The organism is Streptomyces sp. NPDC006510, from assembly GCF_040611955.1.
Taxonomy (GTDB): domain Bacteria; phylum Actinomycetota; class Actinomycetes; order Streptomycetales; family Streptomycetaceae; genus Streptomyces.
In genome coordinates this window covers 1-14238 of record NZ_JBEXPH010000104.1, presented here as the reverse complement: position 1 = coordinate 14238, position 14238 = coordinate 1, and the positions used below count along the sequence as shown (strand labels likewise).

Sequence of the window (14238 nt, the reverse complement as noted above, 5' to 3'; positions counted from 1 at the left end):
ATCGGAGACCGGCGGCAGGTGCCGGCGGGGTCAGGGGATGGGCAGGTAGGCGTGGGTGCCCGGCAGGCCGAGATCGGACGGGAGCAGCGCACCGATCCAGGAGTCGCGTCGTACTCCCTTGTTGAGCAGGCCCGACCGCTGTTCGCCCTCTATTCGGAATCCCGCCTTCAGCGCCACGGCACGCGAGGGGGCGTTGCCCACCTCGGCACGCCACTCCAGCCGGTCGCCGCCGAGTGCGGTGAAGGTCCAGCGGGCGGCGGTCAGCACCGCCTCCGTCATATAACCGTGGCCCCGGTGCTCCTCGGCGGTCCAGAACCCCACCTCGTACGTGCCCGGCAGATTGCGGCGGTCGATGCCGAGGGCGCCGATCAGGGTCCCGTTCTCGCGCAGGGCCACCGCGAAGTTGTACATGGAGTCGTCGTGCCAGCCGCCGGGAGACAGCTTTCCCGCGAAGAGTTCCGCGTCGGCGCGGGTGTACGGGGAGGGCACGACGGTCCACCGCTGGATGTCCGGGTCCTGACAGGCGGCGTGGATCGCGTCCACGTCGCTGTCGGCGAAGGGGCGCAGCAGTAGACGGTCGCTGGTGAGGGTGATCGGCTCCATGTTCGGATTCTGAGGAGGTACCGCTCGTGAAGCGAACACTTTTCGGACTTCCCGGCACCTTCGGAGCTCCCCGGCCGTTGACTCGGAGGGGACAGCGGGGCCAACGCGGCGGCAGCCCTCCCGGCGCGGCGGGGTCCTCGCTTACGATGGCCGTTGCGGTGGGGCCCACCTGCCGTGCCCGCGCCAGAGTCCATAACACGACCCAGTGCCAGGCCCGACCGGCAAGGAGACCAGCCTCAGTGTCCGTCTTCAACAAGCTCATGCGTGCAGGCGAAGGCAAGATCCTGCGCAAACTGCACCGCATCGCGGACCAGGTCAGCTCCATCGAAGAGGACTTCGTCAACCTCTCCGACGCCGAGCTGCGGGCGCTCACCGACGAGTACAAGGAACGGTACGCGGACGGCGAGAGCCTGGACGACCTGCTCCCCGAGGCATTCGCGACCGTCCGTGAGGCCGCCAAGCGGGTCCTCGGACAGCGCCACTACGACGTTCAGATGATGGGCGGCGCAGCCCTCCACCTCGGCTATGTGGCCGAGATGAAGACCGGTGAGGGCAAGACCCTGGTCGGTACGCTGCCGGCGTATCTCAACGCGCTCTCCGGCAAGGGCGTGCACCTGATCACGGTCAACGACTATCTCGCCGAGCGCGACTCCGAACTGATGGGCCGCGTCCACAAGTTCCTCGGTCTGACCGTCGGCTGCATCATCGCCAACATGACGCCGGCCCAGCGCCGTGAGCAGTACGCCTGCGACATCACGTACGGCACGAACAACGAGTTCGGCTTCGACTACCTCCGCGACAACATGGCGTGGTCCGCCGACGAGCTCGTCCAGCGCGGTCACAACTTCGCCGTGGTCGACGAGGTCGACTCAATCCTCGTCGACGAGGCCCGTACGCCGCTGATCATCTCCGGCCCGGCCGACCAGGCCACCAAGTGGTACGGCGACTTCGCCAAGCTGGTCACGCGGCTGACCAAGGGCGAGGCGGGCAACCCGCTCAAGGGCATCGAGGAGACCGGCGACTACGAGGTCGACGAGAAGAAGCGGACCGTCGCCATCCACGAGCCCGGCGTCTCGAAGGTCGAGGACTGGCTCGGTATCGAGAACCTCTACGAGTCGGTGAACACCCCGCTCGTCGGTTACCTCAACAACGCCATCAAGGCCAAGGAACTCTTCAAGAAGGACAAGGACTACGTCGTCATCGACGGCGAAGTCATGATCGTCGACGAGCACACCGGCCGTATCCTCGCCGGCCGCCGTTACAACGAGGGCATGCACCAGGCGATCGAGGCGAAGGAAGGGGTGGACATCAAGGACGAGAACCAGACGCTCGCCACGATCACCCTGCAGAACTTCTTCCGCCTCTACAGCAAGCTCTCCGGCATGACCGGTACGGCGATGACCGAGGCCGCCGAGTTCCACCAGATCTACAAGCTCGGTGTGGTGCCGATCCCGACGAACCGGCCGATGGTCCGTGCCGACCAGTCGGACCTGATCTACCGCACCGAGGTCGCGAAGTTCGCCGCGGTCGTCGACGACATCGCCGACAAGCACGAGAAGGGCCAGCCGATCCTCGTCGGCACCACCTCGGTCGAGAAGTCCGAGTACCTCTCGCAGCAGCTCTCCAAGCGCGGTGTCCAGCACGAGGTCCTCAACGCCAAGCAGCACGACCGTGAGGCGACGATCGTCGCCCAGGCCGGCCGCAAGGGCGCGGTCACGGTCGCGACGAACATGGCCGGACGAGGCACCGACATCAAGCTCGGCGGCAACCCCGACGACCTCGCCGAGGCGGAGCTGCGCCAGCGCGGCCTCGACCCCGTCGAGCACGTCGAGGAGTGGGCGGCCGCGCTGCCTGCCGCGCTGGAGAAGGCCGAGCAGGCCGTGAGGGCGGAGTTCGAAGAGGTCAAGGAGCTCGGCGGGCTGTACGTCCTGGGCACCGAGCGGCACGAGTCGCGGCGTATCGACAACCAGCTGCGCGGTCGTTCCGGCCGTCAGGGCGACCCGGGCGAGTCCCGCTTCTACCTGTCGCTCGGCGACGACCTGATGCGGCTGTTCAAGGCGCAGATGGTCGAGCGCGTGATGTCGATGGCCAATGTGCCGGACGATGTGCCGATCGAGAACAAGATGGTGACGCGGGCGATCGCGTCGGCCCAGTCGCAGGTCGAGCAGCAGAACTTCGAGACGCGTAAGAACGTCCTGAAGTACGACGAGGTGCTCAACCGGCAGCGTGAGGTCATCTACGGCGAGCGTCGCCGGGTTCTGGAGGGCGAGGACCTTCAGGACCAGATCCGCCACTTCATGGACGACACGATCGACGACTACATCCGCCAGGAGACCGCCGAGGGCTTCGCGGAGGAGTGGGACCTGGACCGGCTGTGGGGCGCCTTCAAGCAGCTCTACCCGGTGAAGGTCACCGTCGACGAGCTGGAGGAGGCGGCCGGCGACCGGGCCGGGATCACGGCCGAGTTCATCGGCGAGTCCATCAAGGACGACATCCACGAGCAGTACGAGGAGCGCGAGAAGCAGCTCGGCTCGGACATCATGCGTGAGCTGGAGCGGCGTGTGGTGCTGTCCGTCCTGGACCGGAAGTGGCGTGAGCACCTCTACGAGATGGACTACCTCCAGGAGGGCATCGGCCTCCGGGCCATGGCGCAGAAGGACCCGCTGGTCGAGTACCAGCGCGAGGGCTTCGACATGTTCAACGCCATGATGGAGGGCATCAAGGAGGAGTCCGTCGGCTACCTGTTCAACCTGGAGGTCCAGGTCGAGCAGCAGGTCGAGGAGGTTCCGGTGCAGGACGAGGCCGAGCGGACCTCGCTCGTCAAGGAGGACGCCGTGCCGGCGGCGCGTCCGGAGATCCGGGCCAAGGGGCTCGATGCTCCGCAGCGTCCGGACCGGCTGCACTTCTCCGCGCCCACGGTGGACGGGGAAGGCGGGGTTGTCGAGGGCGACTTCTCCAACGGCGACGGTGCGGTCGGGTCCGAGTCCGATGGGCTGACCAGGGCGGAGCGTCGCAAGGCCCAGAAGAACGGTGGGGGCGGGCGGCGTCGTAAGAAGTAGCGGGTGCCGTTGACGTCGTTGGACGTCGCTGGGGTGTAGTTGGGGTTTGGCCGGGGTCGGACGCGTGGTTTGGGCGTCCGGCCCCGGCTTTTTGGTTGCCGCCGGCTCTTGGCTGCCGACTTGTGGCTTGCGGCTTCTGGCTTTTGGCCTTGTGGGGGTGGGGCTGTTTGGTATGGGCGGCAAGCGGTGGGTGGTGGGGCCGGCGGTGGGGTTGGTGGGCTTGTTCTGCGGGGGTGGGGGGTGCCGCTGCGCGGGCCTGTCCCCTCCCCGCCCCTTCCCGAAACCGGGGCTCTGCCCCGGACCCCGCTCCTCAATCGCCGGAGGGGCTGAGAAGGGGTCGGGGGAGGGACAGGGAAGGGCGGAGGGGCGTGGGGTGGGCTGGAGGGTGGCTGGCAGGGGACAGAAGGGGTGCAGCGGGGAGGAGGGTGGCTGAGAGTGGCCAAGGAGGGGCAGCGGGAGGGAGGAGGGTGGCTGAGAGGCGCCAAGAGGGACTGGAGGCGGGTTGGAGGGCGGCTGAAAAAGGGGTCAAGAGGAGTTGGGGGAGGTGGATGGAAGGGGCAAGGGGGCGGGGCTGGAGGGCGGCTGAGGGAGGCCAGGGGTGTGGGGCCGGCCGATGGGTGGCTGGGGAGGGGCAAGAGGGGGATTGGTGGGGCTGGTGGGTGACGGCGGGCCAGGGAGGGGCTGGAGAGGGCTGGAAGGTGGCTCAGAGGCGCCGGAGGGGTGCGGGCCGGGTTTTTGGAGGGTGGCTGGGAGGCGCCGGAGGAGTGTGGCCGGGCTGGAGGGCGGCTGAGGGGCACCAGAGGGATGTGGCCGGAGTGGAGGGTGGTTGAGACGCTCCGAGAGGGACTGGGGATTGGGGGTGGGGTTGGAGGTCGGCTGGGAGGCACCAGGAGGGGCGCGGGGCGGGCTGGGGAGGGGCAAGAGGGGGGTTGGTGGGTTGGTGGCTGGGAGGGGCAAGAGGGGGGTTGGTGGGTTGGCGGCTGGGAGGGGTGCGGGCCGGTTTTGGAGGGCGGCTGGGAGGCGCCAGAGGGGTGCGGCCGGGCTTGGAGGGTTGCTGGGAGGCGCCGAGAGGGAGTGGGGGCGGGGCTGGCGGGCGGCTGGGAGGTGTCAGGAGGGGTTGGGGCGGGGTTGGAGGGGGCTGAGGGGTGCTGGAGGGGTGCTGGAGGGGTGCGGGCCGGCTGGGTGGGTGGCTGACAGGAGCCGAGAGGGGCTGGCGGCGGCTGGGAGGTGTCAGGCGGGGTTGGGACAGGGGATGGCGGTGGGTCAGCTCGTTGAGTTCCTTGCTTGCGTGCCAAAGGGGCTGGAGGAGGCTGGGACGGGTAGGTGTGGTCCTGCCGGTCCCTGCCCCGGTCCGGTTCTCCACTCCCGGTCTCTTCTTCACTCCCGTTCTCGGTTCTGGTCCGGCGTTGGCCTTGGTGTCTGTCCTGCTTCCGCCCCGTCCTCCGTTTTCACTCCCGTTCTCGGTCCTGGTCTGGCGTCGGCCCCGGTGTCTGTTCCGCCCCAGCCCGTCCCTCGTCTTCACTCCCGGCCCCGGGCCCGGTGCGTGCCCCGCACCGTCCCTGTCTCCGCTCCCGTTTTCTCCGGGCCCGGGTCGTGCCCCGCGCCGCCCGTCCTCCGGGCGGGCAGCGCGGGGCACGACCGGAACACCGGGCTAGCGGGTCGGGGTCGGCTGTAGGTGTTCGTCGCCCAGTTCCACTGCTGCGCAGCGCCAGCGGAGGTCGGTGCCCTGTTCCAGACGGAAGGCCATCGCGCGGACCTGTTCGCCCGCCGCGATGCTTGCGCAGGCCTCCACCACGCCCGGAGCCGGCTGGGCACCGTGGCACATGCGGATGACGGGGCGGGCGCCGCGGGCCCGGAGCGGGGTGCGTGGGGCCAGTTCGGCCAGCTGGTCGTAGGCCTCGCCGATGGTGTGTCCGAGCATCCAGTGCACCGGGCGCTGGCCGCTGAGGACTGCCAGGAGGCGTTCGGCGAACCAGTGGTGCGGGCGTACGCGCCGGGGAGTCCGGGTGCGCTGCGGTGGTACGGCTTCGGGCCTGCGCTGGTCGCGTCGTCCAGTGGGCCGGGTCCTGTTCGTGCTCATCGATCAACGCCCCCGTGCTTCAGAGGCCCGGCGAATACCGGGCGGTAACTTCTGCTGTGGACCTTCTACGGCGACGGCCGAGGGGGCCGCAAGCGGCACCGGGTCGGCGGGAGCGATCGGGAGGAATCACCTATCCGGGTGATGCGACCGGTTCCGGACGGGGCGTGAGGCGGGCGCAGGGAGGGTGAGGGGCGGTCGCCGGGTGGACGGAGCGGCATCGGTGCACGTGACCCCAAAGGGGGACGTCGCACGTATCCTGAGGGCGTTTCCGACTACGAAAGCGGCCCGGCCATGCGCGTGTACGTCCCCCTGACCCTGTCCGGTCTCGCAGCGGCGCACCGGGCGGGCGAAATCGGTCCCGGTCCGCTCACCGCGTACGCGGTGACCCCCGCACTGCGCGAGTGGTACGTCTCGGACGACATCGAGGAGCTGGAGTACGCGGCGCTCAACCGGGCCGCTTCCGCCTCGTTGCGCCTGATCGCGCAGAACCCCGACGCGGTCCGCAGGCGCGTCGTCGTGGCCGTCGAAGTGCCGGACGGCGCGGCCGTCGCCGACCCGGACCACAGCCTCGACCCGTCCTCGCTCGGCGAGGTGCGGATCGCGTCCCCCGTGGCGCTCGCCAAGGCCGCCGCGGTGCATGTCGACGCGGAGGACGCGAAGAAGGACGTCACGGCCGCCGCCGCGGCGCTGGGGGCGGCGGACCTCGGTGACGACGACGCGCAGTTCACCGTGGACGGCGCCGAGGACCATGAGCTGCTGTGGTTCGGCATCCAGGAGATCCCGAACCTGATCGACTGAGGGGGAGAGGCCGGGAGCTGTCGGGAGCCGTTGTCGAACATATGTCGAACGCTGTCGGAGGCGGCGGGTACTTTCTATGCATGGGGACGCACGGGAAGCACCGCACTCATCTGGTCTGGGACTGGAACGGCACACTGCTCGACGACAACGACGCGGTCATCGGCGCGACGAACGCCGCGTTCGGCGAGGTCGGCCTGGAGCCGATCACGCTTGAGCAGTACCGCGAGATGTACTGCATCCCCATCCCCCGCTTCTACGAACGGCTGATGGGCAGGCTGCCCACGGAGGCCGAGTGGGAGCGGATGGACGGGATCTTCCACCGGCACTACACCGAGCGGCGGGCCGCCTGCGGGCTCACCCAAGGTGCCGAGGAGCTTCTCACTCAGTGGCGGCTGGCCGGGCGCAGCCAGTCCCTCCTGAGCATGTACGGGCACGACCAGCTGGTCCCCGTGGTGCGGGGTTACGGCATCGAGCGGCACTTCGTACGGGTCGACGGGCGCACCGGGCCGTCCGGCGGCAGCAAGGCCCAGCACATGGAGCGGCACATCGCCGCGCTGGGCGGGATATCCGCCGAGCACACGGTGGTCATCGGTGATGCGGTGGACGACGCCGTGGCCGCGGCCCATGTCGGTGCGAAGGCCGTGCTCTACACCGGCGGGTCGCACAGCAGGGCGAGTCTGGAGGCGGCCGGGGTGCCGGTGGTGGACAGTCTCGCCGAGGCCGCGCACCTTGCCGAGCAGATGGCCCGATAGCAGCGGCCGGGCGGCAGTGAGCAGGGCAGGGGGCTGGGCGGGCGGACCGGTCAGGTGGTCACCGGGGCCTTTGTGCGGAGGACCTTCAGGAATTCGCGCATCCACGCCGAGTGGTCCGGCCATGCCCGGGAGGAGATCAGCGTGCCGTCGACCACCGCCTCATGGTCCTCGAAGGTGGCGCCCGCCGTCTGCATGTCGAGCTCCAGCGCGGGGTAGGCGGTGACACGCCGGCCGGCCAGCGCACCGACCGCCGCCGTGATCAGCGGACCGTGGCAGATCTGGGCCACCGGCCGGTCCGAGTCGAAGAATGCCTTGAGGATCTTGCGCAGCTCGGCGTCGTTGCGCAGATACTCCGGTGCCCGGCCGCCCGGGACGACCAGGGCCACGTAGTCCCCGGGGTTCACCTCGGAGAAGGCCAGGTCGGCGGGCCAGGTGTAGCCGGGCTTCTCGGTGTACGTGTCGAAGCCGGGTTCGAAGTCGTGGACCACGAAGCGGAGCGTCTTGCGGGCGGGGGCCGCGATATGGACGTCGTACCCCTCCTCGCGCAGCCGCTGGTAGGGATAGAGGACTTCCAGGGACTCGGCGGCGTCGCCGGTGACGATCAGGATCTTCGGTGCCATGGCGGGGCTCCCACGGTTCGTCGGCCTGTTCCGTCTACCAGAGTGCGGCAATACGGACCCGCGCGCTGTCCAGAGTGTCAAAGTTCGGGCCCATCTTTTTACACAAACGGCTCGTGACGGTCACGGGGGCGGGCGATATAGCCTGGACCCCGTGATCAGCGCGATACGCCTCGGGGGCAGCGAAGCCCCCGGCCTGCGCCCGGAGTGCCACAGCACCCGGGCCGTCGCTGATTCCCACAGCCCGGCCCGACTGCCAAAAATGGCAAATTCGGCCCCAGGCATCTCTCATAGCGGCATAGCGTCGACTCAGACCGGAAACCCCGTGTCGTGGCGGTACGTCGTCTTTTTCACCTACGTCACGCAACGGCGCGCGACAGGAGCCAGAGGACATGCAGACCAAGCTGGACGAAGCCAAGGCCGAGCTGCTCGCACGGGCCGCCAAGGTAGCTGACAACAGCCCGGGCGGTGGTGTCGGTGGCCCGGGCGGTACCTCCCGGGTGCATGTTGCGGCCACCGGGGCCGGGCAGGAGCGTCCCGGACAGGACGTGCTCCTCTCCTACCTCCAGCGCTACTACCTGCACACCGCTCCGGAGGACATCGCGGGCCGCGACCCCGTGGACGTCTTCGGTGCCGCCTCCTCCCACTACCGGCTGGCCGAGATGCGCCCGCAGGGCACGGCCAACGTCCGGGTGCACACCCCGACCGTCGAGGAGAACGGCTGGACGTGCAGCCACACCGTGGTCGAGGTCGTCACCGACGACATGCCGTTCCTGGTCGACTCCGTCACCAATGAGCTGTCCCGGCAGGGGCGCGGCATCCATGTCGTGATCCACCCGCAGGTCGTCGTACGCCGCGACGTCACCGGCAAGCTCATCGAGGTGCTCGCCGAGGGCAACGGCATCGCGACGGGCGCGCAGGGCCGCAAGGACGCCGCGGGCACCAAGGACACGAAGGGCGAGCTGCCGCACGACGCGCTCGTCGAGTCCTGGATCCACGTCGAGATCGACCGCGAGACCGACCGCGCCGACCTCCAGCAGATCACCGCCGACCTGCTGCGCGTGCTGTCCGACGTACGGGAGACCGTCGAGGACTGGGACAAGATGCGCGACGCCGCGCTGCGCATCGCCGACGACCTGCCCGGTGAGCCGCTCGACGACCTCGCCGACGAAGAGGTGAACGAGGCCAGGGAGCTGCTGCGCTGGCTCGCCGCCGACCACTTCACCTTCCTCGGCTACCGCGAGTACGAGCTGAAGGACACCGACTCGCTGGCCGCCGTCCCCGGCACCGGCCTCGGCATCCTGCGCTCCGACCCGCACCACAGTGTCGACGAGGCGCACCCCGTCAGCCCGTCCTTCGACCGGCTGCCCGCCGACGCCCGGGCCAAGGCCCGGGAGCGCAAGCTCCTCATCCTCACCAAGGCCAACAGCCGCTCGACCGTCCACCGCCCCAGCTACCTCGACTACGTCGGCGTGAAGAAGTTCGACGCGGACGGCAACGTCATCGGTGAGCGCCGCTTCCTCGGACTGTTCTCCTCCGCCGCCTACACCGAGTCCGTGCGCCGGGTGCCCGTCATCCGCCGCAAGGTCGCCGAGGTGCTGGAGGGCGCGGGCTTCTCGCCCAACAGCCACGACGGCCGCGACCTGCTGCAGATCCTGGAGACGTACCCGCGCGACGAGCTCTTCCAGACGCCCGTCGACCAGCTGCGCTCCGTCGTCACCTCCGTGCTGTACCTCCAGGAGCGCCGCCGGCTGCGGCTCTACCTGCGCCAGGACGAGTACGGGCGCTACTACTCCGCGATCGTCTACCTGCCGCGCGACCGCTACACCACCGGTGTGCGGCTCCGCCTGATCGACATCCTCAAGGAGGAGCTGGGCGGCACCAGCGTCGACTTCACCGCCTGGAACACCGAGTCGATCCTCTCCCGGCTGCACTTCGTCGTCCGCGTCGCACCCGGCACCGAGCTGCCCGACCTCACCGACGCCGAGGCCGACCGCATCGAGGCCCGGCTCGTCGAGGCCGCCCGCTCCTGGGCCGACGGTTTCCAGGAGGCGCTGGGCGCCGAGTGCGGCGAGGAACGCGCCGCCGAGCTGCTGCGCCAGTACGGCCACTCCTTCCCCGAGGGCTACAAGGCCGACCACACGCCGCGCTCCGCCGTGGCCGACCTGGTCCACCTCGAAGCGCTCAAGCAGGACGAGAAGGACTTCGCCCTCAGCCTGTACGAGCCGGTCGGGGCCGCCCCCGGCGAGCGCCGCTTCAAGATCTACCGGACCGGCGAGCAGGTCTCCCTCTCCGCCGTGCTCCCGGCCCTCCAGCAGCTCGGTGTCGAGGTCGTCGACGAGCGCCCGTACGAGCTGCGCTGCGCGGACCGTACGCACGCCTGGATCTACGACTTCGGGCTCCGGATGCCGCAGGTCAACGGCAGCGGCAACTACCTCGCCGACGACGCCCGGGACCGCTTCCAGGACGCCTTCGCCGCCGTATGGACCGGTGAGGCCGAGAACGACGGCTTCAACTCGCTCGTGCTGGGCGCCGGTCTGAACTGGCGCCAGGCGATGGTGCTGCGCGCCTATGCGAAGTACCTGCGCCAGGCCCGCTCGCCGTTCAGCCAGGACTACATGGAGAGCACTCTCCGCAACAACGTCCACACCACCCGGCTGCTGGTCTCGCTCTTCGAGGCCCGGATGTCCCCGGAGCGGCAGAGCGCCGGCACCGAGCTGACCGACGGCCTCCTCGAAGAGCTGGACGGGGCCCTGGACCAGGTCGCCTCGCTCGACGAGGACCGGATCCTGCGGTCCTTCCTGGTTCTCATCAAGGCCACCCTGCGCACCAACTTCTTCCAGCGGGCGGACAGCGGCAAGCCGCATCCGTACGTCTCGATGAAGTTCGACCCGCAGTCCATCCCGGACCTGCCGGCGCCCCGGCCGGCCTTCGAGATCTGGGTCTACTCGCCGCGCGTCGAGGGCGTGCACCTGCGCTTCGGCAAGGTCGCCCGAGGCGGGCTGCGCTGGTCGGACCGGCGGGAGGACTTCCGTACGGAGATCCTCGGCCTGGTCAAGGCGCAGATGGTGAAGAACACCGTCATCGTGCCGGTCGGCGCCAAGGGCGGATTCGTCGCCAAGCAGCTCCCGGACCCGGCCGTCGACCGTGACGCCTGGATGGCCGAGGGCATCGCCTCGTACCGCACCTTCATCTCGGCGCTGCTCGACATCACCGACAACATGGTGGCCGGCGAGGTCGTGCCGCCCAAGGGCGTCGTCCGGCACGACGAGGACGACACCTACCTGGTCGTCGCCGCAGACAAGGGCACCGCGAGCTTCTCCGACATCGCCAACGAGGTCGCCGTCGGGTACGGCTTCTGGCTCGGCGACGCCTTCGCCTCCGGCGGCTCCGCGGGCTACGACCACAAGGGCATGGGCATCACCGCCCGCGGCGCCTGGGAGTCCGTGAAGCGGCACTTCCGCGAGCTGGGCCACGACACCCAGACCGAGGACTTCACCGTCGTCGGCGTCGGTGACATGTCCGGTGACGTCTTCGGCAACGGCATGCTGCTCTCCGAGCACATCCGGCTCGTCGCCGCCTTCGACCACCGGCACATCTTCATCGACCCCACCCCGGACGCCGCCACCTCGTACGCCGAGCGCCGTCGGCTGTTCGAGCTGCCGCGCAGCTCCTGGGCCGACTACAACAAGGGCCTGCTCTCCGCGGGCGGTGGCGTCCACCCGCGCAGCGCCAAGTCCATCCCGGTCAACGCGCACATCCGCGAGGCGCTCGGCATCGAGCCGGGCATCACCAAGATGACGCCCGCCGAGCTGATGCAGACCATCCTCAAGGCCCCCGTGGACCTGGTGTGGAACGGCGGCATCGGTACGTACATCAAGTCCTCCGCCGAGTCGAACGCGGACGTCGGCGACAAGGCCAACGACGCGATCCGGGTCAACGGCGAGGACCTGCGGGCCAAGGTCGTCGGTGAGGGCGGCAACCTCGGCGCCACCCAGCTCGGCCGGATCGAGTTCGCCCGGGGCGGCGGCCGGATCAACACCGACGCGATCGACAACAGCGCCGGTGTGGACACCTCCGACCACGAGGTGAACATCAAGATCCTGCTCAACGGTCTGGTCCGGGACGGCGACATGACCGTCAAGCAGCGCAACAAGCTGCTCGCCGAGATGACCGACGAGATCGGCCGCCTGGTACTGCGCAACAACTACGCGCAGAACGTGGCGCTCGCCAACGCCACGGCCCAGTCGCCCTCGCTGCTCCACGCCCACCAGCGCTTCATGCGCCGGCTGGGCCGCGACGGGGACCTCGACCGCGGGCTGGAGTTCCTGCCCAACGACCGCCAGATCCGTGAGCTGCTCAACGCCGGCAAGGGGCTCAGCCAGCCCGAACTGGCCGTGCTGCTCGCGTACACCAAGATCACGGCGGCCCGGGAACTGATCAAGACCAGCCTGCCGGACGACCCGCACCTGCAGAAGCTGCTGCACGCCTACTTCCCGCAGCAACTGCGCGAGCAGTTCCCCGAGTCGGTCGACGGGCACGCGCTGCGGCGCGAGATCATCACCACGGTCCTGGTCAACGACACCGTGAACAGCGGTGGTTCGACCTTCCTGCACCGGCTGCGGGAAGAGACCGGTGCCTCGATCGAGGAGATCGTGCGGGCGCAGTTCGCGGCCCGCGAGATCTTCGGCCTCGGCCAGGTGTGGGACGCCGTCGAGGCGCTCGACAACGAGGTCGCCGCCGATGTGCAGACCCGGATCCGGCTGCACTCGCGCCGGCTCGTCGAGCGCGGTTCGCGCTGGCTGCTCGGCAACCGGCCGCAGCCGCTGGAGATCGCCGCGACGATCGACTTCTTCAAGGCGGGCGTCGACCAGGTCTGGGCCGAGCTGCCCAAGATGCTGATGGGCGCCGACCTGGAGTGGTACCAGTCGATCCTGGACGAGCTCACCGAGGCGGGCGTGCCGGGCGAGCTGGCCCAGCGGGTCGCCGGATTCTCCTCCGCCTTCCCGGCGCTGGACATCGTGGCGATCGCGGAGCGCACCGGCAAGGACCCGCTCTCCGTCGCCGAGGTGTACTACGACCTCGCGGACCGGCTGGGCATCACCCAGCTGATGGACCGGATCATCGAGCTGCCGCGGGCCGACCGCTGGCAGTCCATGGCCCGCGCCTCCATCCGCGAGGACCTGTACGCCGCGCACGCCGCGCTCACCGCGGATGTGCTGCCGGTGGGCAACGGCACCTCGACCCCGGAGGAGCGGTTCAAGGCGTGGGAGGAGAAGAACGCGGCGATCCTCACCCGGTCCCGCTCCACGCTTGAGGAGATCCAGGGGTCGGACGCGTTCGACCTGGCGAACCTGTCGGTGGCGATGCGGACGATGCGCACCCTGCTCCGTACGCACGCGTAGTCGGTTGTGATCTGAGGGGAGGCGGTTGCCGGGTCGTCCGGCAGCCGCCTCCTCTTCCTTTGCCCGTTGTCGCCACCCGCTCACGGGCGGCGGCGCTGCCGGCGGGTGGGGAGCCGCAGGAGCGGGTGCTGCTGCGGCTGTGGGGGCGGGCGGCTATCCGTTGATCTTCCAGAGGGTCAGTGAGCCCTCGTAGGTCGGGAGCTCCTTGTCGTCGTTGAACACCACGTCGGAGATCTTCCACTGGGCGAGATTGCCCTCGGAGGTCACGCTGCACATCAGGTCGCCCGCCGCGATGGTCTTGTCCTTGATCAGGGTCTCGCTGGGGACCGAGCTGGGCAGGGGGTTCTGCTCGGCGGCGGTCCGGCACTCCTCGGGAGAGGCGCCGCTCGCCTTGCCCAGGGCCCGGTCGAGCCTCAGGGTGTCGTACCCCGCGCTGAGTTCGAGATCCTCCGAGTCGATCTCCGCGGTGGGGTCCACGCGTGGGGCGTCCAGGTCCACGTACGTCCAGTCCAGGCCGGACGGGGTGCGCAGCGTCAGCGGTTTGTCCTGGAAGACCAAGGTGTACGAGGGGCCCACGGGCTTCTTCGACTTGCTGCCGGACGGCGAACCGGCGGGATCGGGTGTGGTGGACCCACCGTCCGTGCCGGTCTGCCCGGACCGCTGCGGGGCCGGTCCCTTGTCGTCGGCGCTCTGGTTGTTCCCGTCGTCCGAGTTCTTGTCGAGCACCCAGACGGTGCCGCCGATGCCCGTGGCGAACGCGACCGCCACGGCGGCGATCAGCAGGGCCGGCCGTCCGCTGCGGGCCTTGACGGGACCGGTCGCCGGGGCCTGCGGGGGCGGCTGCTGCGCCGGGAACGGTCCGGTGCTCGCGCCCGTGCCGTGGACGGGCGGCACCGTGTCCGGCCACGGACCGCTCGCCGCCGG

7 protein-coding genes and 1 pseudogene are annotated in these 14238 nt (G+C 69.7%); 4 read left to right on the top strand and 4 right to left on the bottom strand.

Annotation, left to right across the window (positions count from 1 at the left end; translation table 11 throughout):
* Nucleotides 1-30: 30 nt before the first annotated feature.
* The gene (locus tag ABZY11_RS27165; protein ID WP_356481649.1) at nt 31-603 is read right to left on the bottom strand and encodes a GNAT family N-acetyltransferase; all 573 of its coding nucleotides are present in this window, start codon (nt 601-603) and stop codon (nt 31-33) included.
* Nucleotides 604-842: 239 nt separating this feature from the next.
* Between ABZY11_RS27165 and secA the strand changes: the two genes are divergently transcribed.
* A complete protein-coding gene (gene secA, locus ABZY11_RS27160) occupies nt 843-3662 on the top strand; it encodes a preprotein translocase subunit SecA (protein WP_356481648.1) in 2820 nt (939 codons plus the stop codon).
* Between the two features lie 1651 nt (nt 3663-5313).
* On the opposite strand, the gene ABZY11_RS27155 is transcribed toward secA, so the two are convergent.
* A complete protein-coding gene (locus ABZY11_RS27155) occupies nt 5314-5742 on the bottom strand; it encodes an Rv3235 family protein (RefSeq protein WP_356481647.1) in 429 nt (142 codons plus the stop codon).
* Nucleotides 5743-6033: 291 nt separating this feature from the next.
* Between ABZY11_RS27155 and ABZY11_RS27150 the strand changes: the two genes are divergently transcribed.
* Together ABZY11_RS27150 and ABZY11_RS27145 are read left to right on the top strand one after the other, a co-directional pair.
* Nucleotides 6034-6540, top strand: coding sequence for a hypothetical protein (locus ABZY11_RS27150; RefSeq protein ID WP_356481646.1), 507 nt, complete (start codon nt 6034-6036; stop codon nt 6538-6540).
* A gap of 80 nt (nt 6541-6620) precedes the next feature.
* Nucleotides 6621-7292: an HAD family hydrolase gene (locus ABZY11_RS27145; RefSeq protein ID WP_356481645.1), complete on the top strand. Its 672-nt coding sequence runs from the start codon at nt 6621-6623 to the stop codon at nt 7290-7292.
* A 50-nt stretch (nt 7293-7342) separates the two neighbouring features.
* Here ABZY11_RS27145 and ABZY11_RS27140 read toward each other — a convergent pair whose 3' ends face one another.
* A complete protein-coding gene (locus ABZY11_RS27140; RefSeq protein ID WP_356481644.1) occupies nt 7343-7912 on the bottom strand; it encodes a DJ-1/PfpI family protein in 570 nt (189 codons plus the stop codon).
* 389 nt (nt 7913-8301) lie between these two features.
* Here ABZY11_RS27140 and ABZY11_RS27135 point away from each other — a divergent pair, with 389 nt between their 5' ends.
* Nucleotides 8302-13314 carry an NAD-glutamate dehydrogenase gene (locus tag ABZY11_RS27135; protein WP_356481643.1) on the top strand — a complete coding sequence of 1671 codons (5013 nt, stop codon included), beginning with the start codon at nt 8302-8304 and terminating at the stop codon, nt 13312-13314.
* Between the two features lie 153 nt (nt 13315-13467).
* Here the strand turns inward: ABZY11_RS27135 and ABZY11_RS27130 are convergent.
* Nucleotides 13468-14238, bottom strand: a pseudogene (locus ABZY11_RS27130) (hypothetical protein); the annotation flags it as partial.